The organism is Gemmobacter aquatilis (genome assembly GCF_900110025.1).
Classification (GTDB): Bacteria; Pseudomonadota; Alphaproteobacteria; order Rhodobacterales; family Rhodobacteraceae; genus Gemmobacter; species Gemmobacter aquatilis.
The window spans coordinates 448,444-469,007 of record NZ_FOCE01000002.1; the positions used below are offsets into that span (position 1 = coordinate 448,444).

General features: G+C 65.9%; 19 protein-coding genes and 1 tRNA gene. 4 read left to right on the top strand and 16 right to left on the bottom strand.

What is annotated here, in order from left to right:
- Positions 1-38: 38 nt before the first annotated feature.
- Genes cydX through BMX43_RS05965 form a run of 3 tightly spaced genes read right to left on the bottom strand, consistent with a single transcriptional unit; the run spans position 39 to position 2,945 of the window.
- Positions 39-161: a cytochrome bd-I oxidase subunit CydX gene (gene cydX / locus BMX43_RS05955; protein WP_091298461.1), complete on the bottom strand. Its 123-nt coding sequence runs from the start codon at positions 159-161 to the stop codon at positions 39-41.
- Between the two features lie 13 nt (positions 162-174).
- Positions 175-1,338 (bottom strand): cytochrome d ubiquinol oxidase subunit II, encoded by a 1,164-nt coding sequence (cydB, locus tag BMX43_RS05960; protein WP_091298464.1) that lies wholly within the window; start codon positions 1,336-1,338, stop codon positions 175-177.
- Between the two features lie 5 nt (positions 1,339-1,343).
- Positions 1,344-2,945: a cytochrome ubiquinol oxidase subunit I gene (locus tag BMX43_RS05965; RefSeq protein WP_091298470.1), complete on the bottom strand. Its 1,602-nt coding sequence runs from the start codon at positions 2,943-2,945 to the stop codon at positions 1,344-1,346.
- 299 nt (positions 2,946-3,244) lie between these two features.
- On the opposite strand from BMX43_RS05965, the gene BMX43_RS05970 reads away from it, so the two are divergent.
- Complete coding sequence (locus BMX43_RS05970; protein WP_091298474.1) at positions 3,245-3,733, top strand: RrF2 family transcriptional regulator; 489 nt, start codon at positions 3,245-3,247, stop codon at positions 3,731-3,733.
- On the opposite strand, the gene cobA is transcribed toward BMX43_RS05970, so the two are convergent.
- The 9 genes from cobA to BMX43_RS06015 all read right to left on the bottom strand — a co-directional run bounded on the left by cobA (position 3,723) and on the right by BMX43_RS06015 (position 16,269).
- The gene (gene cobA, locus BMX43_RS05975; RefSeq protein WP_217643940.1) at positions 3,723-4,517 is read right to left on the bottom strand and encodes a uroporphyrinogen-III C-methyltransferase; all 795 of its coding nucleotides are present in this window, start codon (positions 4,515-4,517) and stop codon (positions 3,723-3,725) included. The genes BMX43_RS05970 and cobA overlap by 11 nt on opposite strands.
- Complete coding sequence (locus BMX43_RS05980; protein WP_091298477.1) at positions 4,514-7,216, bottom strand: nitrate reductase; 2,703 nt, start codon at positions 7,214-7,216, stop codon at positions 4,514-4,516. The genes cobA and BMX43_RS05980 overlap by 4 nt, the downstream gene beginning before the upstream one ends.
- 92 nt (positions 7,217-7,308) lie before the next feature.
- Positions 7,309-7,656, bottom strand: a complete 348-nt coding sequence (gene nirD / locus BMX43_RS05985) for a nitrite reductase small subunit NirD (protein ID WP_425431777.1) — start codon at positions 7,654-7,656, stop codon at positions 7,309-7,311.
- Positions 7,653-10,085, bottom strand: coding sequence for a nitrite reductase large subunit NirB (nirB, locus tag BMX43_RS05990; protein ID WP_091299090.1), 2,433 nt, complete (start codon positions 10,083-10,085; stop codon positions 7,653-7,655). Before nirB ends, nirD begins: the two co-directional genes overlap by 4 nt.
- Positions 10,085-11,731 carry an ABC transporter ATP-binding protein gene (locus tag BMX43_RS05995; RefSeq protein WP_175482035.1) on the bottom strand — a complete coding sequence of 549 codons (1,647 nt, stop codon included), beginning with the start codon at positions 11,729-11,731 and terminating at the stop codon, positions 10,085-10,087. Before BMX43_RS05995 ends, nirB begins: the two co-directional genes overlap by 1 nt.
- A gap of 5 nt (positions 11,732-11,736) precedes the next feature.
- Positions 11,737-12,828, bottom strand: coding sequence for an ABC transporter permease (locus tag BMX43_RS06000; protein WP_091298484.1), 1,092 nt, complete (start codon positions 12,826-12,828; stop codon positions 11,737-11,739).
- A 68-nt stretch (positions 12,829-12,896) separates the two neighbouring features.
- Positions 12,897-14,252: a CmpA/NrtA family ABC transporter substrate-binding protein gene (locus BMX43_RS06005; RefSeq protein WP_091298487.1), complete on the bottom strand. Its 1,356-nt coding sequence runs from the start codon at positions 14,250-14,252 to the stop codon at positions 12,897-12,899.
- Between the two features lie 281 nt (positions 14,253-14,533).
- Positions 14,534-15,688, bottom strand: coding sequence for an ABC transporter substrate-binding protein (locus tag BMX43_RS06010; RefSeq protein ID WP_091298491.1), 1,155 nt, complete (start codon positions 15,686-15,688; stop codon positions 14,534-14,536).
- Positions 15,685-16,269, bottom strand: coding sequence for an ANTAR domain-containing response regulator (locus BMX43_RS06015; RefSeq protein ID WP_091299092.1), 585 nt, complete (start codon positions 16,267-16,269; stop codon positions 15,685-15,687). Before BMX43_RS06015 ends, BMX43_RS06010 begins: the two co-directional genes overlap by 4 nt.
- Before the next feature lie 419 nt (positions 16,270-16,688).
- On the opposite strand from BMX43_RS06015, the gene BMX43_RS06020 reads away from it, so the two are divergent.
- Positions 16,689-17,099, top strand: a complete 411-nt coding sequence (locus BMX43_RS06020; protein WP_091298495.1) for a hypothetical protein — start codon at positions 16,689-16,691, stop codon at positions 17,097-17,099.
- 47 nt (positions 17,100-17,146) lie between these two features.
- On the opposite strand, the gene BMX43_RS06025 is transcribed toward BMX43_RS06020, so the two are convergent.
- The 4 genes from BMX43_RS06025 to pdxH all read right to left on the bottom strand — a co-directional run bounded on the left by BMX43_RS06025 (position 17,147) and on the right by pdxH (position 18,989).
- Positions 17,147-17,223: transfer RNA gene (locus BMX43_RS06025), tRNA-Pro, on the bottom strand.
- A 41-nt stretch (positions 17,224-17,264) separates the two neighbouring features.
- Entirely contained in the window at positions 17,265-17,756 is a 492-nt protein-coding gene (locus BMX43_RS06030; protein ID WP_091298499.1) for a DUF192 domain-containing protein, read from the bottom strand.
- The gene (locus BMX43_RS06035; protein WP_091298502.1) at positions 17,729-18,262 is read right to left on the bottom strand and encodes a cold-shock protein; all 534 of its coding nucleotides are present in this window, start codon (positions 18,260-18,262) and stop codon (positions 17,729-17,731) included. The genes BMX43_RS06030 and BMX43_RS06035 overlap by 28 nt, the downstream gene beginning before the upstream one ends.
- A 115-nt stretch (positions 18,263-18,377) precedes the next feature.
- Positions 18,378-18,989, bottom strand: a complete 612-nt coding sequence (pdxH, locus tag BMX43_RS06040) for a pyridoxamine 5'-phosphate oxidase (RefSeq protein ID WP_091298504.1) — start codon at positions 18,987-18,989, stop codon at positions 18,378-18,380.
- A 133-nt stretch (positions 18,990-19,122) separates the two neighbouring features.
- On the opposite strand from pdxH, the gene fabI reads away from it, so the two are divergent.
- Together fabI and BMX43_RS06050 are read left to right on the top strand one after the other, a co-directional pair.
- Complete coding sequence (gene fabI / locus BMX43_RS06045; protein ID WP_091298507.1) at positions 19,123-19,944, top strand: enoyl-ACP reductase FabI; 822 nt, start codon at positions 19,123-19,125, stop codon at positions 19,942-19,944.
- Complete coding sequence (locus BMX43_RS06050; RefSeq protein WP_091298509.1) at positions 19,941-20,555, top strand: LysE family translocator; 615 nt, start codon at positions 19,941-19,943, stop codon at positions 20,553-20,555. The genes fabI and BMX43_RS06050 overlap by 4 nt, the downstream gene beginning before the upstream one ends.
- Positions 20,556-20,564 lie beyond the last annotated feature (9 nt).

The window sequence follows — 20,564 nt, forward strand, 5'->3', positions numbered from 1 at the left end:
AAAAGGGCCGGGGTCATCCCCCGGCCCTTTTCTGTTGCTCAGCGCCGCGTCTTGCGGTCACCGATCATCCGCTCATCTTCCTGCAACTCCAGCCACATCGCGTTCATCACGGCGAAGACAGCGGCGAGGGGAAGGCCCAGAAGCCAGGCGAAATACCACATGATCTCAGTCCTTTCAGTAAACGGAATGGCTGTTTTCAGTAACATCGGCCTCGGTCACCTTGCCCCACAGCACCTTGTAGACCCAGGCGGTATAGACAAGGATCAGCGGCATGAAGATCAGCGTCACCACCAGCATGATGAACAGCGTCAGATGCGAGGACGACGCGCCCCACACTGTCAGCGATGACCCCGGGTCCGACGAGGACGGCATGATGAAGGGGAACATCGTCAACCCGACCGACGAAATCACCCCGAGGATCGCCAGTTTGGAAAACAGCAAGGTTGACACCTCGCGCCCGGCGCGCAGGCCAAGGAAGGTCAGCAGGCCGCCCAGAATACCCAAGGCGGGCGCCACGGCAATCCACGGGCGGGCGCTATAGGCCGTCAGCCATGTCGCGGTTTTCGCCACCTCGAAATGCAGCGGGTTCGACGGCCCATCGGTCAGGTAATCGCCAACGATGCGGTAGCCTTCGATGCCATAAGCCAGCCACACCCCGGCCAGCGCATAGCCCGCCACCGCCACCAGCGCCGCGACAGCCCCATAGGCGCGGGCGCGGGCCTGCACCGTGCCTTCGGTCTTCAGCACCAGCCAGGCGCCGCCATGCATCACCAGCATCGCCAGCGACACCACCCCCGCCAGCAACGAGAACGGGTCCAGCAGGCCGATGAACTTCATGTACCACACCCCCTCATAGATCGTGTGCAGATCCTCGGTGAAATGGAACGGCACGCCCTGTATGACATTGCCCACCGCCACGCCGAACAACAGCGCCGGCACCGCGCCGCTGGCAAACAGCGCCCAGTCCCAGATGCTGCGCCAATTGGCCGAGTCGCGTTTGGAGCGGTATTTGAACGCCACAGGCCGCACGATGAACGCCGCCAGCACGACGAACATCGCCAGATAGAAGCCCGAAAAGCTGACCGCATACAGCGGCGGCCAGGCGGCGAAGATCGCGCCGCCACCCAGAATGAACCACACCTGGTTCCCCTCCCAGACCGGGCCGATGGTGTTGATCGCCACCCGGCGCTCCACATCGGTCCGCCCGACAAAGGGCAGCAGCGCGCCCACCCCCATGTCGAACCCGTCGGTCAGCGCAAAGCCGATCAGCAGCACGCCCAGCAGCGCCCACCAGATCACGCGCAGCAACTCATAGCTCAGAAGCTCATGCAAGATCATGCCCGTCACTCCGCAGGGGCAAAGGGCGCCGTCACGCGGCTGCCTTCAAGCCGCGCCCGATGCGCCGCCGCCCAGGTTTCGGTTTCCGCAACATCGAGGAACGGCCCCTTGCGGATGTATTTCAGCATCAACCCCATCTCGACCACGAAGAGCACCGTGTAGAAGATCACAAAGCCCGCCAGCGTCAGCGCCACCTCGGTCATCGACAGCGCGCTGACCGACAACGCCGTGGGCAACACCCCGTCCACCGTCCAGGGCTGCCGCCCGAATTCGGCGACGAACCAGCCCAGCTCTGCCGCGATCCACGGCGCCGGGATCATCCAGACCGCCAGCCGCAGCGCGGGGCGCGGGAACCGCGCGCCCCGGAAAGAGGATGTCCAGAAGAAGAAGAAATAGACCATCGTGCCGATGAAGCCGAAGCCCAGCGCCACCATCAGCCGGAACGCCCAGAACAGCGGCCAGACCGTCGGCACCGTATCATTTGCCGCCGCCTTGATCTGGTCTTCGCTGGCCTGCCGCGGATCATCGACATAGCGTTTCAGCAGGAAGGCAAAGCCCAGATCCGCCGCATGGGCCTCGAACCGCGCCAGCTCTGCCGGATCGGCCGCATCGCGCGCCACGCGGATCTGCATCAGCGCGTCATAGGCGATCTGCCCCGACCGGATCCGCGTTTCCGCCGCAGCCACCAGATCGTTGATCCCGGGGATCTCGGTCGTCAGCGACCGCGTGCCGATCAGCCCCATCGCATAGGGGATATGAATCGCATAATGCGTCTCGCGCGCCGCCTGATCGGGGAAGCCAAAGGCGGTGAAGGCCGCCGGGGCAGGCTCGGTCTCCCACATGCCTTCAATCGCGGCCAGTTTCATCTTCTGGCTATGCGTGGCGTTATAGCCGGACTCGTCGCCCAGCAGAACCACCGAAAACGCCGAAGCCAATCCGAAGGCCGAGGCCACGGTGATCGACCGCCGCGCCAGCTCCAGATGCCGCCCCTTCAGCAGATACCAGGCCGACACCCCGATCACGAACACCGAAGCCGTCACATAGCCCGCCGAGACGGTATGCACGAATTTCGCCTGCGCCACCTCGTTGAACAGCACGTCGAAGAACGAGGTCATCTCCATCCGCATCGTCATCGGGTTGAAGCTGGCCCCCACCGGGTTCTGCATCCAGCCATTGGCAATCAGGATCCACAGCGCCGAGAAGTTCGAGCCGATCGCCACCACCAGATGCGCCACCCGGCTCAGCTTGTCCCAGCCAAACAAGAACAGGCCGACGAAGGTCGCCTCCAGAAAAAACGCCATCAGCCCTTCAATGGCCAGCGGTGCCCCGAAGATATCCCCCACATAATGGCTGTAATAGCTCCAGTTCATCCCGAACTGGAATTCCATCGTGATGCCGGTCGCCACTCCCAGCACAAAGTTGATGCCGAACAGCGTGTCCCAGAATTTGGTGATCTGTCGCCAGATCGGGCGGCCGGTCATGACATAGACCGTCTCCATGATCGCCACGAGGATCGACAGACCCAGCGTCAGCGGTACGAAGAGGAAGTGATACATCGCAGTCATGGCAAATTGCAGCCGTGACAGCTCGATGATGCCGAATTCCATCTCTTGCGCTCCTTGTATCGGACCGGGCCGCGCGCCCGCCCCGAGAATACGCATTCAAATATTCGTATCTGATTCGCATTTCCGTTTATGGATATGCGTCAAACAAACCCGCATCAGCGATGCGACTTAACGCCCTTTCACTGTGGCGCGCTGCCGCAGCACGCCAGACCCGGCCCCGTGCCGCGCGACGAAACCTGCATCAACATTGTGAATTTGCCGCCCCACGATCTGATCTGGATCAGAGACGGCCCCCCGAAGCCGGATTACAGATTCAACAAACACCCCTGACCCGAGTCCTCATGCGCCTGACCACCCGCACCAACCTCGCCGCCCGTGTCCTGATGTTCTGCGGCATCAATCAGGGCCGCACCGTGCGTGCCGTTGAAATCGCGCAGACCTGCAACGCCTCGGAAAACCATCTGGCGCAGGTGATCAATCAGCTGCAGCAGTATGGGTTCGTGCGCACCCTGCGCGGGCGCGGCGGCGGCCTGCAACTGGCCCGCGCGCCCGAAACCATCTCGATGGGCGCGGTGTTCCGGGTGTTCGAATCCAGCCTGCCCTTCGCTGAATGTTTCTCGGAGCAAGACAATACCTGCCCGCTGACCGAGGTATGCCGCCTGCGCAGCTTCATCGCCCGCGCGGTCGAGGCGTTTTATCACGAGATGGATCTGGTCACGCTGGAGGATCTGATCCGCGGCAATTGCGGGCTGGCGGCCCTGCTGTCGCTGGCCGAAGACAGCCGCCCCCTCTGCCACCCGCCCGCCGAACCGCAGGCGCTCAGCGGTTAAGCGCCGCCTCCTGCGTCACCCCCGCCCCGGCGGCGATGTCGATCAGCACCAGCGCCGGATTGGCGATGCCCTGCGCCGCAATCAGCGTCGCCATGCCCGCCAGCCGCCCGCGCGCCACACGCTCCTCCGCATGGCCCACCTTGCTGATGATCGTCACCGCCGCCACCCCCGGCAGACCTGCCTCCAACAGATCCGCCTCGATCCGCGCCGCACAATGGATCGCCATATACAGCGCCAGCCGCGTGCCCGGCACCAGACTGGCCGCCAGATTGCCCACAGCCTCGCCGGTCAGCGACGTGCCCGTCGCCACCAGCAGCCGGTCAAACCGCCCCCGCTCGGTCAAGGGTTCACACAGCGAGGCCGCCGCCGCCGAGGCTGCCGTGATCCCCGGCACGATCTCCACCGGCACACCCGCCGCCCGCGCCGCGTCGATCTCCTCCGCCGCGCGGCCAAAGATCGACGGATCGCCGGATTTCAGCCGCACCACCCGCAGCCCCGCCTGCGCCGCCGTCACAATCGCCGCACAGATGCGCGCCTGCGACCAGCCGCCGCCGCCCACCTCTTTGCCCACATCGACCCGCCGCGCCCGCGCCGGGATCAGCGCCAGCACCTCGTCCCCCACCAGCCGGTCAAAGAACACCACATCCGCCGCCGCAATCCGCGCCACCGCCCGCCCGGTCAGCAGATCGGCCGGCCCCGGCCCGGCGCCGACAAGGCTGATCCGCCCCGCCACCGGCTGCCCCATGTCCGGGGTCAGCGCCGCAAGATCGGGATGCAGGCTCATTCCGCTGCCGCCTTCACCGCGGGCAGGTGAAACGTCACCAGCCGCGCCAGTTCCGGGCGGCACGATCCGCAATTGGTGCCCGCCTTCAGCGCCGCGCCAATCGCCGCCACGCTCAGACATTGGCCCGAGGCGACAGCGGCGGCAATCGTGTTCACCCCCACGCCAAAGCAGGAACAGACAATCGCCCCCGGATCGGGCCGGTCCGCCCCCGGCTGGCCCGCCAGCAGCTCTGCCCCCCCCTCGACGCCGATCTGCCCCACCAGCCAACTGCGCGCCACCGCCACCGGCTCCGGCGCCACGAACAGCGCCGCGCGCAACCTGCCGCCCTCCACAAAGGCCACCCGGAACCGCCCGCGCGCCGTATCGCGGTAAACCAGCGCCTCCACCTCTGGCCCCAGCCCGAACAGCGCCCGCGCATGGGCCAGCCAGTCCTGCGGCGCCACCAGCCCCGCCATTTCCGCCCGCATCCCGCCTTCCACCGGCGCCACCGCCCAATAATCGCAATCCGGGCGGAAGGCGCTGTCCGCAATGGCAAAGCCGTGCCAGACCGCCGCAAAGGGCGCAATCGCCACCGCCGCCGCCTTGCTTTCCGGCTGGCCGGAGACCGGATCGGTGATCCCCGCCACCAGCGCATCCACCCGCCCGGTCGGCGCTGTCTCGCCCGTCCAGTGCATCGGCGCGAAAGGGTGCCCCTCGGCCACCCGATCCGTCACCAGCACCCGCAGCACCGCCCGCCCCTGCGGCGAGGTCACCTCGGCCAGATCCGCCGCCGCCAGCCCCAGCCGCCCGGCATCCGCCGGGTGCAGTTCCAGAAACGGCTCTGCCAGATGCTGGCCCAGCCGGGGCGACAGCCCGGTGCGCGTCATCGTATGCCATTGGTCGCGGATGCGCCCGGTGTTCAGCCGGAACGGATGCGCAGCACTCAGCGCCTGCGGCGCACGCGGCACCACCGGCAGCATCCGCGCCTTGCCATCGGGCGTATGAAACCGCCCGTCGCCAAAGAACCGCCCGCCGCGCTGCCGCGCATTGGCGGGCCACAGGAAGGGCTGCAAGGCGTCATAGCCTTCGACCCCGATCGCCGCATGATCGGAAATGTCGAAATCGCTGCCCAAATCCCCGGCCACGCCGGACAGCGCCGCATATTCCGCAAAGATCGCCGCAGGCCCGGCCCAGTCGAACCCGGCAAAGCCCATCCGCTGCGCCACCTGCGCCAAGTGCCACCAATCCGCCCGCGCCGCGCCCGGCGCCGCCCGGAACGGCCGCTGCCGGCTGATCCGCCGCTCCGAATTGGTCACCGTGCCGTCTTTCTCGCCCCAGCCCGTCGCGGGCAGCAGCACATGCGCCAGCCGCGCGGTATCGGTGCGGTCGGTGATGTCCGACACCACCACGAACGCGCAGCCCGCAATCGCCTGCGCCACCCGATCCGCATCGGGCATCGACACGGCGGGGTTGGTGTGGATGATCCACAGCGCCTTGATCTGCCCGGCCTCCACCGCGCGGAACATGTCCACCGCCTTCAGCCCCGGCTTTGCCGCCATGACCGGCGCCCCCCAGAACCCCTGCATCGCCGCCCGGTGCCCGTCATTCTCGATCTCCAGATGGCAGGCCAGCATATTGGCCAGCCCGCCCACCTCGCGCCCGCCCATCGCATTGGGCTGGCCGGTCACGCTGAACGGCCCCATGCCGGGCCGCCCGATCCGCCCGGTGGCCAGATGGCAATTGGTGATCGCATTCACCTTGTCACTGCCGCTGGAGGATTGGTTGATCCCCTGACTGTAGACCGTCACCACCTTTTCGGTGCCCGCCCACAGCGCCAGAAACGCCGCCAGATCACCCGCCGCCAGCCCGGCCTCCGCCGCCCGAGCCTCACGCGCCACGGCGAGAGCGGCCTCGAACCCATTGACGTTTTTCAGAAATTCCACATCCAACCGCCCCGCATCCGCCAGATGCGCCAGCAGCAGGTTGAACAGCACCGCATCGGCCCCCGGCGCCAAGGCCAGATGCAGATCGGCAATGTCGCAGGTCGCGGTGCGGCGCGGGTCCACCACCACCACCTTCAGGCCGGGCCGCGCCGCCTTGGCCGCCACCAGCCGCTGATAGATCACCGGATGGCACCAGGCGAGGTTCGACCCCACCAGCACCACCAGATCGGCCTGTTCCAGATCCTCATACAACCCCGGCACGGTATCGGTGCCAAAGGCCCGCCGGTGCCCCGCCACCGAAGACGCCATGCACAGCCGCGAATTGGTGTCGATATTGGCCGAGCCGATGAAGCCTTTCATCAGCTTGTTGGCCACATAGTAATCTTCCGTCAGCAACTGCCCCGACACATAGAAGGCCACCGCATCCGGCCCGTGTTCGGCAATCGCCGCGCGAAACTTGCCCGCCACCAGATCCAGCGCGCTGTCCCAGTCAACCTCCCGCCCCGCCACGCGCGGCGCCAGCAGGCGGTCGGCCATGCCCACCGTCTCGCCCAGCGCCGATCCCTTGGAACACAGCCGCCCGAAATTCGCCGGATGCTCCGGGTCGCCCCGCACCTCCACCCCCTGCGCCGTCCGCCGCGCCAGCACGCCGCAGCCCACCCCGCAATAGGGGCAGGTGGTGCGGACTTCGGCGGCCTGCGCCCCCTCACCCCGACCCTCTCCCCCAAGGGGAGAGGGGGCAGCCCCGCCCGCTCCTGCCGTAGCAGCATCGCGCATCCCTCTCCCCTCGGGGGAGAGGGAGTGGGTGAGGGGCACGTCAGACAACCGTGTGAGGGGCACCTCAGACAGCCGCGTGAGGGGGGCGCCCGTCATGCCGCGCGCCCCTGCATCAGCCGCGCGCCGTCCAGCAGCACCCGGCCCGCCTCCACCCGCACCGGATAGGTGCCAACCTGCCCCTCATCCGCGCCTTGCGCCGTGCCGGTGCCCATGTCGAACACCCAGGCATGCAGCGGGCAGGTGACGGAATGGCCATGCACGATGCCTTCGGACAGCGGCCCGCCCTTGTGCGGGCAGCGGTCGTCCAGCGCGAACACCGTGTCATCCGCCGCGCGGAACACCGCCACACAGCCCGCGCGGGTTTTCACCACCCGCCCGCCTTCGCGCGGAATATCCGCCAGCGCGCCGATGTCGATCCAGGTTTCATGGGACATGTTCATTCCGCAGCCTCCCGCGTCAGATCCATCATCGGCGCCCAATCGGCCGGGCGCTGCGCATGTTCGGCCCAGGGGTCGCGGCGATAGACCGACTGGCTGATCTCGAACCGTTCGGCCAAAGCCTTGCGGTTCGCCAGATCCTCCACCACCTGCGCCTTGCACCAGTCCAGCCCCACCTTGGCCACCCATTTGTAGATGCGGTGCAGATAGCGGCTGTTTTCGCGGTAAAGCTGCACGAAGGCGGCAATCACCTCCATCGCCTCTTCCTCGGTGGCAACGGCGCACAGAAACTCCGTCTCCTTCACATCCATGCCCGCAGCACCTGCGACCGAGATCTGATAGCCACTGTCCACACAGACCACTCCGACATCCTTGCAGGTCGCCTCGGCGCAGTTGCGCGGGCAGCCCGACACCGCCAGCTTCACCTTGGCCGGCGTCCAGGATCCCCAGAGCAGTTTTTCCAGCTTGATGCCCAGCCCGGTGGAATCCTGCGTGCCAAAGCGGCAGAACTCCGACCCGACACAGGTTTTCACCGTGCGCAGCCCCTTGGAATAGGCATGGCCCGAAACCATCCCCGCATCGTTCAGATCGGCCCAGATCGCGGGCAGGTCTTCCTTCTTCACCCCCAGCAGGTCGATCCGCTGGCCGCCGGTCACCTTCACCATCGGCACGGCGTATTTGTCGGCGGCATCGGCAATGGCGCGCAGTTCGGCGGGCGTGGTGACACCGCCCCACATGCGCGGCACCACCGAATAGGTGCCGTCCTTCTGGATATTGGCGTGGTTGCGCTCGTTCACGAAGCGCGCCTGCCGGTCGTCGCGATAGTCCAGCGGCCAATCGGCCAGCAGGTAATAGTTCAGCGCCGGGCGGCACGAGGCGCAGCCGCCCACCGACCGCCAGCCCAACTCCTGCATCACCGCCGGGATCGACTTCAACCCCTGCGCCTTGATCAGCCGCCGCACATCCTCATGGGTGTGATCGGTGCATTTGCACATCGGCTGCGCCGCGGGCATCACGAAACTGTCGCCCAGCGTCACCGCCAGAACCTGCTCCACCAGCCCGGTGCAGGTGCCGCACGAGGCACTCGCCTTGGTGCTGGCCCGTACCAGATCCAGCGTATTGGCGCCGCCCTCGATGGCCGACACGATCTTTCCCTTGCAGACGCCGTTGCAGCCGCAGATCTCCGCCTCAGGCGGCAAGGCTGCAACGGCCGCCATAGGGTCCGCTTTGGCCCCCCCGGCAAAGCCCGGCCCGAAGATGAGCGTGTCGCGCATCCCGGTCACATCGGTTCCGTCCTTGATCAGGCCGAAGAACCACGAACCATCCGCCGTATCGCCATACATCACGGCGCCGATCAGCTTGTCGCCTTCCAGCACCAGCCGCTTGTAGACGCCGCGCCCCGGATCGCGGAACACGATATCCTCGCGCCCCGGCCCGTCGGCGAAATCGCCCGCGCTGAACAGATCGCAGCCGGTGACCTTCAGCTTGGTCGCGGTCTGCACCGGGCGGAACACCGCCTCGGCATCGGCCAGCGTCGCCGCCAGCACCTTGGCCTGATCATACAGCGGCGCCACCAGCCCGAACAACTGGCTGTTATGTTCCACACATTCGCCAATCGCGAAAATCGCCGGGTCCGAACTGCGCAGCTGGTCATCCACCACGATGCCGCGGTTCACCTCCAGATGCGCGTCATTGGCCAGCCGGGTTTCCGGGCGGATGCCCACCGCCATGCAGACCAGATCGGCATCATAGATCGTGCCATCGTCCAGCAGCACGGCCTCCACCCGCTCCTTGCCCAGAATGGCCTTGGTGGCCCCCTTGCAATGAACCGTGATCCCCCGCGCCTCCAGCGCCTTTTGCAGCAGATAGCCCGCCGCCGGGTCCAACTGCCGCTCCATCAGATGGCCCATCAGGTGGATCACCGTCACCTCGGCGCCGCGCAACTGCATCCCTGCCGCCGCTTCCAGCCCCAGCAGGCCGCCGCCGATCACCACCGCCTTGGCGCCCGGTTTCGCCGCCGCGATCATCGCATTGGTGTCTTCCAGATCGCGGTAGGTACAGACCCCCGGCAATTCCTTGCCCGCCACCGGAATGATGAACGGGGCCGAGCCGGTGGCGATCACCAGCTTGTCATAGGGCACCCCGCCCTGATTGGAGTAGACGATCTTCCGCTCGCGGTCGATCTTCACCACCGGCTCGCCAAAGCGGCAATCGACGCCCTGCGCCGCATACCAATCGGCATCGTGGGTCACGATGTCCGCATAGGTCTTTTCACCCGACAGCACGGGCGACAGCATGATGCGGTTGTAATTGCCGCGCGGCTCGGCGTTGAACAGCGTCACGTCATAACGGCCCGGGGCCGCCTCGATCAGATGTTCCAGCATCCGGCCCGAAGCCATGCCAGCCCCGATGATTACCAGTTTCTCAGCCATCATGCGGCATCCTTCTTGTGCGCGCCGTGTTCATATTCTTCAAGGAAGTCGAGGACTTCCTGCCGGTAGTGCCAGTAATCCGGATGGTCGAGCAGCCCCTTGCGGGTGCGCGGGCGCGGCAGCTTCACCTCGGTGATCTTGCCGATGGTGGCACGCGGGCCGTTGGTCATCATCACCACGCGGTCGGCCAGCAGAATGGCCTCGTCCACGTCATGGGTGACACAGATCGCCGTCACCTGCGTGCGCGACCAGACCTCCATCAGCACTTCCTGCAATTCCCAGCGGGTCAGGCTGTCCAGCATCCCGAAGGGCTCATCCAGCAGCAGCAGCTTGGGCGACAGCGCGAAAGCCCGGGCGATCCCCACCCGCTGCCGCATCCCGTTCGACATGTCGGAGGCCGATTTATCCATGCTGTCGGCCAGGCCCACACGCTCCAGATAATATTCCACCACCTCCTGCCGCTCGGCCTGGCTGGCTTTCGGGTAAACCTTGTCCACCCCGATGGCGACGTTTTCCTTCGCGGTCAGCCAGGGGAACAGGTTGGGCGACTGGAACACCACGGCGCGTTCCGGGTCCGCCCCCTCCACATGGTAACCATCCAGCTTGATCGCCCCTTTGGAGATCGCGTTCAGCCCCGCCGTCATGGTCAGCACGGTGGATTTGCCGCAACCGGAATGGCCGATCAGGCTGACAAACTCGCCCTTCTTCAGGGTCAGGTTGAAATCCTCCACCACGGTCAGCGGGCCTTTCGGCGTGGCATAGATCTTGTGAAGCTGCGAAAATTGCAGATAGCGCGCATCGGTGGCGCTTTCCGCCGCCTTGGCATAGGCGCCCGGCAGCGCATGGCGCGGCGTCACGTCCGGCAGGCGGCGGGTCTCGGCGGTTTTCGCGGCGATCCCCACATCCATCAGATAGGCGGTCACGGCGGCGCGCAGCGCCTTGAACTCCGGCGCCTCGTTCATCATCACCCGGTCGCGCGGTCGCGGCAGCGCCACGTCGAACACTTCGCCCAGCGTGCCATCGGGGTTGAGGCAGACGATACGGTCGGCCAGCACCAGCGCCTCGTCCACGTCATTGGTGATCAGCACCACGGTGCGCTGATCGTTGCGCCAGATTTCCTCGATCTCTGCCGCGACATTGGCCCGGGTCAGCGCATCCAGCGCCGACAGCGGCTCGTCCATCAGGATCACCTCGGGCTGCATCGCCAGCGCCCGCGCCACCGCCACCCGCTGCCGCATCCCGCCCGACAGTTCGGCAGGCTTGCGGTCCACCGCATGGCTCAACCCCACCATGCCGATATATTTCGTCACCAGCGCCGCGCGGTCGGCCTTGCTCTTGCTCTTGTGCACCGCATCCACCGCCAGCGCGATATTGCCCTGCACCGACAGCCACGGCATCAGCGCGTAAGACTGGAACACCAGCCCCCGCTCCGGCCCCGGCCCGGTCACCTTGGCGCCCTTGAACAGCACCTCGCCCTGATCCGGCAGCGCCAGCCCTGCCATCAGGTTGATCAGCGTCGTCTTGCCCGACCCCGAAAACCCGAGGATCGCCAGAAACTCGCCCTCGCGCACGTCCAGATCCAGATGCCGCAGCACAGGATGGTCGCCGTAGCCTTTGGAAACATTGCGGAATTCAAGAATACCCATGGCGCTCACCGGTTGTTCGTGAAGGTGAAGGCCGATTGCAGCGCATACATCACCCGGTCCAGCAGGAAGCCGATGATGCCAATGGTGAACACCGCCACCATGATCCGCGCCAGCGACTGCTGCGACCCGTTCTGGAACTCGTCCCACACGAACTTGCCCAAGCCCGGATTCTGCGCCAGCATTTCGGCGGCAATCAGCACCATCCAGCCCACGCCCAGCGACAGCCGCAGCCCGGTAAAGATCAGCGGCAGCGCCGAAGGCAGCACCAGACGGGTGATCTTGGTCCAGGGGCTCAGCTTCAGCACCTTCGACACGTTCACCAGATCCTTGTCGATCGAGGCCACGCCCAGCGCGGTGTTGATCAGCGTCGGCCACAGCGAACACAGCGTCACGGTTATCGCCGAGATCACAAAGCTTTTCGACAGCGCGCCCTCGCCCCCCGCATAGACCGCCGAAACGACCATGGTCACAATCGGCAACCAGGCCAGCGGCGAGACGGGTTTGAAGATCTGCACGATCGGGTTGATCGCCGAATTGGCGGTGGGCGACAGGCCCGATACGATGCCCAGCGGCACCGCAACCACCGTCGCGATCAGGAACCCGAAGAACACCGTCTGGATCGAGGTCCAGATCTGCGCGTAATAGGTGGGCTTGCCGGTATAGACCCGCGCCTTCACCTCATCCGCCTTGCCCTCGGCGACCAGCGCCGCGTTCTTCTCGGCCTGTTTGGCGTAGAATTCGGCCTCTTTCACCTTGGCGGCCTGCGCATCGGCATGCAGCACCGCCACCTGTTCCAGCACCGCCCCCGGCCCCGGAATGGCCCCCAGCGAGGTCTGCACCATCGGCGCAAGGCTGGCCCAGATCGCCAGAAACACCGCGATGGCCACCATCGGCACGCCCAGCAGCCGCCAGATGTCCTTGATCTGGCCTTTCGGGTTGTCGCCTGCAACCAGCCGCAGGATCGGCGTCACGAAGGGCAGGCCCAGCACCTTGAACCAGCCATCCAGCCGGTTGATGCGGGCGAAACGGCGGGCTTGGGCGGCCTCGCGCGCGGCGCTTTTGTCCTTGGACAGGGTGGTCGGATCTATCGCGGTCATCTCGCACGGTCCTCGCTGTAAAGATTGCTGGGAGACCCCGGCCCCTTGCGGGCCGGGGCTTGTGCGGCTCAGTTGACCGCGCCGCCGCTGACGGTCTGGCCGGTTTTCAGGCCGATGGTCAGGCTGTCGATATAGGCGTTGGGGGTCTTGCCGTCATAGGTCACGCCGTCGATGAACTCGGCGGTGGGTTCGCGGTAACCATCGGCATCGAAATCGAACATCTCGGCCGTCGCATGGCCGTCGGCGATCACCGCCTCGGCCGCCGCCTTGTAAAGCTCGGGCTTGTAGACAGATTTCGCGGTCTCGTCATACCAGCCATCCGCCTTGTCTTCGGCGATCTGGCCCCAGCGGCGCATCTGCGTCAGATACCACACGGCATCCGAGTAATAGGGGAAGGTCGCGTTATAGCGGAAGAACACATTGAAATCCGGGGCCGCGCGCTTGTCGCCCGCCTCGTATTCAAAGGTGCCGGTCATCGAATTGGCAATCACCGCCGCATCGGCGCCGACATATTCCGGGCGGGCCAGAATCTCCACCGCCTCGGCGCGGTTGGCATTGTCATTCTCGTCCAGCCAGATCGCCGCGCGGATCAGCGCCTTGGTCAGCGCCAGAACGGTATTCGGATTTTCCTCGGCAAATTGCGCCGTCAGACCGAACACCTTTTCCGGGTTGTTCTTCCAGATGTCCGCGTCGGTGATCACCGGCACGCCGATGCCCTTGGCCACCGCCGCCTGGTTCCACGGCTCGCCGACCGAATAGCCCAGGATCGTGCCCGCCTCCAGCGTCGCCGGCATCTGCGGCGGCGGCGTGACCGAAATCAGCACATCCCCCTCGATCTGCCCCGACACATCCTCGGGGCTATAGAACCCCGGATTGAGGCCCCCCGCCGCCAGCCAGTAGCGCAGTTCGTAGTTATGGGTGGAGACCGGGAACACCATGCCCAGATTGAACGCCTCGCCGCGGTCGGCATAGGCCTCCACCACCGGTTTCAGCGCAGAAGCCGGGATCGGATGCGCCGGCTTGCCATCGGCGCCCATCGGCACATGCGCCTTCATCTCGTCCCACACCGCGTTCGACACGGTGATCGCGTTGCCGTTCAGATCCATCGAAAACGGCGTGACCACCGCGCCCTTGGTGCCATAGCCGATGGTCGCCGCAATCGGCTGCCCGGCCAGCATATGCGCCCCGTCCAGCTCTCCGGCGATCACCCGGTCCAGCAGCACCTTCCAGTTGGATTGCGCCTCCAGCGTGACATACAGCCCCTCATCCTCGAAGAAGCCCTTTTCCTTGGCGATGGCCAGGGGCGCCATGTCGGTCAGCTTGATGAAACCCAGCGTCAGCTGGTCCTTTTCGATACCGGCGGTCTCGGCAAAGGCCGGATGGGCCAGCAGGGCGACGGAAAGCAGAAGCGAAGTGCGGAGCATATGGGTATTCCTTGGCTTTGCGAGAGGGGGCTTGCGGGCGGTGGAAGATTGGAAATGCGAAAAAGGCCGTCGACTCGCGCTGCATTCCATCAGGAGAACAGCGGGTCAGGCGGCCTTGCCTGTCGTCCCGGACTTTCGGGAAGAGGTCGAACGGAACGCCATTGCTCCGTCTTGAGATCAGATTGCCTGCCGATGGCGGTTCCGGTCAAGAAACTGTCGCAAAGGAACGGCGGGCAAAAGTCGCATTTTCTGCGCTGCGGCAATAACTGCCGCTTTTTTCATCACACCAGAAGTGCGGGGTCGAAAACCTGACCATCAAAGAAACGGTTGCGCGCCAGAATCACCGGATGTTTCATGCCCGGAACCTCCGACGCCCGCTCCAACCCGCCCTCGATCTTTTCCGAGGCGCGCGGCAGCGCAGCACCGGCTGGCCCCAGATGCTGGCGAAACAGGTCGCTGCGGAAGGTGGCGCGCGCCACCTCCGCCGCACCGCCCGGCGCGATGCCGAACCGCGCCGCCAGCCGCGCGCCGATCCAGCCCGCCTGGCTGCGCCACGGGAAATTCGCCGCCCCTTCATGCAGGGACAGGAATTGCGCCACCGGCACTTCCGGCCCCTGCGCCGAGACCAGCAACCGCCCGCGCAGCGCCCGGTCGATCAGTTCGGGCGGCACGTCCAGATAGCGCGGCTGCGCCAGAACCTCGGCCAGCGTCGTCAGGTTCGCCTCGTCCGCCGCCCATCGCGCCGCCCGCCAGATCGCGCGCAGCAACCGCCCCGCCGTCTCGGGCCGCTCTTCCATCCAGCCGCTGCGGCAGGCCAGCACCTTTTCCGGCGCCTGGCTCCAGATCGCAGCACCAGGCAACAGCAGCCGCGCCCCCGCCATCTCCACCGCATGGCTGCCCCAGGGCTCTCCCACGCAGAACCCGTCGATCTCGTCGGCGCGCAGCGCCTCGGCCATGCGCGGCGGCGGCACGGTGCGGATCTCCACCGCTACCCCCGGCGCCGCATGGTCCAGCCAGTAATGCAACAACTCCGCCTGCATCGAAAACGGGAAGGGCACGCCAATGCGCAGGCTACCGCCCAGACCGGCCACCGCCCGCCCCGCCGCCGCCGCATCGCCAAAGCCCACCGCCCCCAGCCGCGCCGCCACCGGCGCCGAAACCCCCAGCACCTGCCCGTTCAGCGACAGCACCAGCGCCGTTTCCAGCGGTTGCGCCCCGCCGCCCAGCCCCAGGGCCCGCGCCACCGGCACCACCGACAGCATCTGCGCCGCCACCACCTGCCCGAAATCCAGCATGTCGCGCAGCATCGACCAACTGGCCGCCGGGTGCAGATCCAGATGCAGCCCTTCTTCCTCGGCAAAGCCGAACTCCGCCGCCGCGATCAGCGGCGCCGCATCGACCAGCGGAATATACCCCAGCGGCAGCGTCACCGTCATCGCAGCAACTCCGCCGCCGTGACGATGGCCTGCGCCACCTCGATCAACCGCTTGCCCTGATCCATCGCCGCCTTGCGCAGCAGGCCGTAAGCTTCTTCCTCGCCGATGCCCTTGGCCCGCATGATCAGCCCCTTGGCCCGGTCGATCACCTTGCGCTCTTCCAGCGCCGCCTTGGTCGCCGCCAACTCGCTGCGCATCCGGCTGAACATGTGGAACCGCGCAATCGCCGCATCCAGCACCGGGCGGATGCGGTCCGGGCGCAGCCCGTCCACCACATAGGCGCTGACCCCCGCCTCGATCGCCGCCCGCGTCAGCCCGGTATCCGACCGGTCCACGAACATCGCCACCGGCCGGTCCATCGGGCCCGAAGCCAGCGCCAGTTCCTCCAGCACATCGCGCGACGGGCTGCGCAGGTCGATCAGCACCAGATCGGGGCGGTTTTCCGCAATGCGCCGCGCCAGCCCGGTTTCTTCGCCGATCACGGTGATCTTGTAATCCCCCGCCTCGCGCAGCGCATCGACGATCAGCAACGCCCGATCGCGATCCTTCTCGACGACGATGATGGACAGGGTTTCGATCATGCGCATCCTGCAGGTTAAGCTGTTGCGATCCGCCAGAACCGGCGCCGGGGCCAGCCCTTGCCGCAGAAGGCCGCCCAAGTTTCGCGCAATATTAAGGCAACCGCGCATGATTCGCGCAAAACGCCCGTAAATCAGGCATCCAGCAGATCAAAACACCGCAAACAAGGGCAGCCCCGGCCAGCGTCACAATCGCCCGGATTCGCCCCGAACTCAGGCCGATCCACCGCCACAAACCGCGCCCCCGCCGGCCGACGCCTTGGCCCCTGCTGAAATCCGACATCTGTCACAATTCGCAACACCATGAAAAAAAACGTATTAACCAGATATCTGTCGCATCCCCTGTCGGAAATCCGCGCGCCAGTCCCATTAAAGCCACATTTTCGGCGCAGGTTCGGAAACCACAGCGAAGGGGGAGACCGATGCTGATCAACCTGATCATCCGCACCGCGCGCATCAAGGCGCGCCGTCTCAATGTCAGGCCGCCTGCCAATCCCGAAAATGCCCTGAACGCCTTGCGCACAGGCGATGCGATCGATTCCACAGGCCGGACCCCCATGGTCACCGTAAAGATCACCACGGAATTCAAAAACCTTGTCGGCCAGCCCGAAGGCTCCAATGAACGGCGCGAATTCGTGACGCGGATCCCCTTCATCGACAAAGAGGAATCGCTGGCCTCTGTGCAGCAGCGCGCCGTCGCGCAGTTGCGGCGTGAACTGAGCCATATCGCCGACAGCCTGCAACAGCCTGCCGCTTGCGGAGCGCAAGGCCGCACGTTAGGCGCCGCCCAAGGATCAGCGGCGCTACGGGCCGCACCGGCCCGCCCCCGATGACAGGCAGCGCCGCAGAAAGCGGGCAAACTGCACTTCCGAAAATGGAATGGTCGGGGCGATAAGATTCGAACTTACGACCTACGGTACCCAAAACCGTCGCGCTACCAGGCTGCGCTACGCCCCGACTGACGCTCTCCTAGCCGGGAAGCCTTGCGATGAAAAGCCCTATTGCACATCACAGCGCCATGCGGCGGCGCCCTGTGCGATGGCGGGGTGGCGCAGCTCAGCGCCGGGGGCGATGCCCAGACCGGCGGCCAGCCCGGCATTGATCTCCAGCACATATTGTACGCCCGGCCCGCCGTCGATCGGCGTCTCGTCCAGCGGCACCGCGCCTGAATGGACCCGCGTCACCCGGCCCGCCGCATCGGCGAAAATCATGTCCAGCGGCAGCAGCGTGTTCTTCATCCAGAACACCGCGCGCTGCGGCGCCTCATAGACAAACAGCATCCCGGCCGATGTCGCCATGGTCTCGCGGAACATCAGCCCCTGCGCCCGTTCGCCCGCGTCATCCGCCACCTCGACCGAGAACTGCGCCCGCCCGAAGGGGCCGCGCAGATCCGCCATGCCGGGCGCACAAAATCCCTCGGCCAGCGCCGGTGCCGCCACCAGCGCCAGCAGCGCCGCGCCGATCAGATTTCGCGCGCCGCCGCTTCCCATGACACCACCTGAACCGCCATCCGTCCGCGCTTGCCCTCGATGATGCGCAGGCACACCGCCTCGCCCGCCGCCAGATCGGCAAAGCCCGACAGGCGCAGCACCTCGACATGCACGAACACATCCTCCGACCGGCCAAACACATTGGCAAAGCCGAAGCCCTTGGATTTGTCGAACCACTTCACCCGCGCCGGTTCCAGCGGACGAGCCGCGATCTCCTCGGGGGTGGTGGGTCCGTTCTCGTCGCCCAGCGGGAAGGACAGCCCGGCGGGCGCCTCGATCTTCAGCACCTCGACCGCCTGCACCCCACGCTGCGTATCCTGCACAGAGACGGAAATCGCGGTGCCGTCGGCGACAGAGCTTTGACCGTAATTGCGCAGCACATTCGCGTGCAGCAGAATGTCGGAGCCACCTTCATCTGCGACGATGAAGCCGAATCCCTTGACCGGATCGAACCATTTCACTTTGCCATGCACGGTTCGCGGCATGGCCTCGTTGTCTTCTGTCATTACAGAGCCGTTTCCCCAGAGTGAGCCCCTCAGAGTGTTCAATCGGCCAATCCACAGGCGGGTTCAAGCAAAAAACCGACGAAAAACCCATGCCAAATTTCACGAAGCGTGAAATTCAAGGGTTCAGCCGTTCAATTTTCCACGTATCTTCCAGCCCTTCGCGCCGCCAGACAAAGCGATCATGCAACCGAAAGGCCCCGTCTGCCCAGAACTCTATTTCCAGAGGGTGAATACGAAAGCCCCCCCAGAACGGCGGCCGCGGCGGATTCGTGCCCTTCAGCGCGGTGATTTTCGCCACCTCCGCCATCAGCGTTCCACGCGACGCCAATGGTTTCGACTGGTCCGAGGCCCAGGCCCCCAGCCGCGACTTCAGGCTGCGGCTGGCATAGTAGTCATCCGCCAGCGGCCCCTCCTCGCGCTCGGTGAGACCGCGCACCCGGATCTGGCGGCGCAGGCTCTTCCAATGCATCACGAAGGCGGCCTTGCCCGCCTGCGCGATCTCCTGCCCCTTGGCGCTGCCGTAATTGGTATAGAAAACAAAACCGCCCGGTGCCGCCACCTCGATCTCCTTCAGCAGCACCATCCGCACATTCGGCAGCCCCGCCGCATCCACCGTGGCCAGTGCAATCGCGTTCGGATCGTTGATCTCGGTCCCCTCCGCCTCGCTCAGCCAGCTTTGTGCCAGCGCAAAAGGGTTGTCGCCCGCAAAGATGCCCGTCCGGTCCATCGCCTTCTCCCTCGGTTAGCGCCCCATGCGTCGCATCTCTGCCCCGCGCAGGCAAGCGGCCAGAACGCCTTGATGCCCGCCGCCGGATCGCCTACACCTCATCCCCAGCCTGAATAACGCGACGAGGGAACCAATGGCGACAGGACTCATGGCCGGCAAACGCGGGCTCATCATGGGGCTGGCGAACGACAAGTCGATCGCCTGGGGCATCGCGAAAGCTTGCGCCGATCAGGGGGCCGAACTCGCCTTCTCCTATCAGGGTGATGCGCTGAAAAAGCGGGTCGAGCCGCTGGCCGCCTCCATCGGCTCCGATTTCCTCGCGGAATGCGACGTGTCGGATGAAGCCTCGCTCGACGGTCTGTTCGCCGCGATCAAGGACCGCTGGGGCGCGTTGGACTTCGTGGTCCACGCCATCGGCTTTTCCGACAAGTCGGAACTGCGCGGCCGCTATGTCGATACCTCTGCCGCGAACTTCCGCATGACGATGGATATCTCGGTCTACAGCTTCACCGCCGTCTGCCAGCGCGCCATCGCGCTGATGGGCCCGGGCGGCAGCCTGCTGACCCTCACCTATTACGGCGCCGAAAAGGTGATGCCGCATTACAACGTGATGGGCGTCGCCAAGGCCGCGCTGGAGGCTTCGGTGAAATACCTGGCCGAGGATCTGGGCAAGGACGGCATCCGCGTCAACGCCATTTCCGCCGGCCCGATCAAGACGCTGGCCGCATCTGGCATCGGCGATTTCCGCTACATCATGAAGTGGAACGAGCTGAACTCGCCGCTGCGCCGCAATGTGACGCAAGAAGAGGTCGGCAAGGCCGCGCTCTACCTGCTGTCCGATCTGGGCAGCGGCACCACCGGCGAAAACCTGCATGTCGATGCGGGCTATCACGTCGTCGGCATGAAGGCGGTCGATGCCCCCGACATCGACGTGGTGACGGGCCGCAAGGAATGACGCTCGCGGCCTTCCTCGCCGTCGCGCTGCTGCATCTGATGGCCGCCATCAGCCCCGGCCCCGCCGTGCTGATGGCCGCCCGCACCGGCGTGACCGAGGGGCTGCGCACCGGCGCCTTTCTGGCGGCGGGCATTGGCATCGGCGGGGTGATCTGGGCCGCCGCCGCGCTGTTCGGCCTCAATCTGGTGTTTCAGGCGGCCCCCGCGCTGCTCTGGGCGCTGAAGCTGCTGGGCGGCGCCTATCTGGTCTGGATGGCCTGGGGCATGTGGCGCGACGCCGCCACGCCGCTGGATCTGGGACAGGCCAGCCGCCTGCCCCGCTCGCCCGCCTCGGCCTTCCGGCTCGGCCTGTTCACGCAGCTTGCCAACCCGAAACCCGCCGTGCTGTTCTCGGCCATCTTCATCGGCACCGTGCCGCAGGGTACCGCGCCCTGGGTCTATGCCGCGCTTCTGACGGTCGTCTTCCTGAACGAAACCGTCTGGAACATCCTTGTCGCCCGCATCTTCTCGTTCGAGCGGACCCGCGCGGGCTATATCAGCCTGAAAACCGTGATCGACCGCAGCTTCGGCGGGCTTCTGGCCGTGCTGGGCATCAAGATCGCCGCCACCTGAGGAGCCTTC

Excerpts from the sequence above, each read along its gene's own strand:
- BMX43_RS06050 (WP_091298509.1), top strand. The coding sequence starts at position 19,941 with ATGACGCTCGCGGCCTTCCTCGCCGTCGCGCTGCTGCATCTGATGGCC.
- BMX43_RS05970 (WP_091298474.1), top strand. The coding sequence starts at position 3,245 with ATGCGCCTGACCACCCGCACCAACCTCGCCGCCCGTGTCCTGATGTTC.
- nirD (WP_425431777.1), bottom strand. The coding sequence starts at position 7,656 with ATGAACATGTCCCATGAAACCTGGATCGACATCGGCGCGCTGGCGGAT.
- fabI (WP_091298507.1), top strand. The coding sequence starts at position 19,123 with ATGGCGACAGGACTCATGGCCGGCAAACGCGGGCTCATCATGGGGCTG.
- BMX43_RS06000 (WP_091298484.1), bottom strand. The coding sequence starts at position 12,828 with ATGACCGCGATAGATCCGACCACCCTGTCCAAGGACAAAAGCGCCGCG.
- pdxH (WP_091298504.1), bottom strand. The coding sequence starts at position 18,989 with ATGGACCGGACGGGCATCTTTGCGGGCGACAACCCTTTTGCGCTGGCA.
- cobA (WP_217643940.1), bottom strand. The coding sequence starts at position 4,517 with ATGAGCCTGCATCCCGATCTTGCGGCGCTGACCCCGGACATGGGGCAG.
- BMX43_RS05965 (WP_091298470.1), bottom strand. The coding sequence starts at position 2,945 with ATGGAATTCGGCATCATCGAGCTGTCACGGCTGCAATTTGCCATGACT.
- cydX (WP_091298461.1), bottom strand. The coding sequence starts at position 161 with ATGTGGTATTTCGCCTGGCTTCTGGGCCTTCCCCTCGCCGCTGTCTTC.
- BMX43_RS05995 (WP_175482035.1), bottom strand. The coding sequence starts at position 11,731 with ATGGGTATTCTTGAATTCCGCAATGTTTCCAAAGGCTACGGCGACCAT.
- cydB (WP_091298464.1), bottom strand. The coding sequence starts at position 1,338 with ATGATCTTGCATGAGCTTCTGAGCTATGAGTTGCTGCGCGTGATCTGG.
- BMX43_RS06030 (WP_091298499.1), bottom strand. The coding sequence starts at position 17,756 with ATGGGAAGCGGCGGCGCGCGAAATCTGATCGGCGCGGCGCTGCTGGCG.
- BMX43_RS06015 (WP_091299092.1), bottom strand. The coding sequence starts at position 16,269 with ATGATCGAAACCCTGTCCATCATCGTCGTCGAGAAGGATCGCGATCGG.
- BMX43_RS06035 (WP_091298502.1), bottom strand. The coding sequence starts at position 18,262 with ATGACAGAAGACAACGAGGCCATGCCGCGAACCGTGCATGGCAAAGTG.
- BMX43_RS06005 (WP_091298487.1), bottom strand. The coding sequence starts at position 14,252 with ATGCTCCGCACTTCGCTTCTGCTTTCCGTCGCCCTGCTGGCCCATCCG.
- BMX43_RS06020 (WP_091298495.1), top strand. The coding sequence starts at position 16,689 with ATGCTGATCAACCTGATCATCCGCACCGCGCGCATCAAGGCGCGCCGT.
- BMX43_RS06010 (WP_091298491.1), bottom strand. The coding sequence starts at position 15,688 with ATGACGGTGACGCTGCCGCTGGGGTATATTCCGCTGGTCGATGCGGCG.
- nirB (WP_091299090.1), bottom strand. The coding sequence starts at position 10,085 with ATGGCTGAGAAACTGGTAATCATCGGGGCTGGCATGGCTTCGGGCCGG.
- BMX43_RS05980 (WP_091298477.1), bottom strand. The coding sequence starts at position 7,216 with ATGCGCGATGCTGCTACGGCAGGAGCGGGCGGGGCTGCCCCCTCTCCC.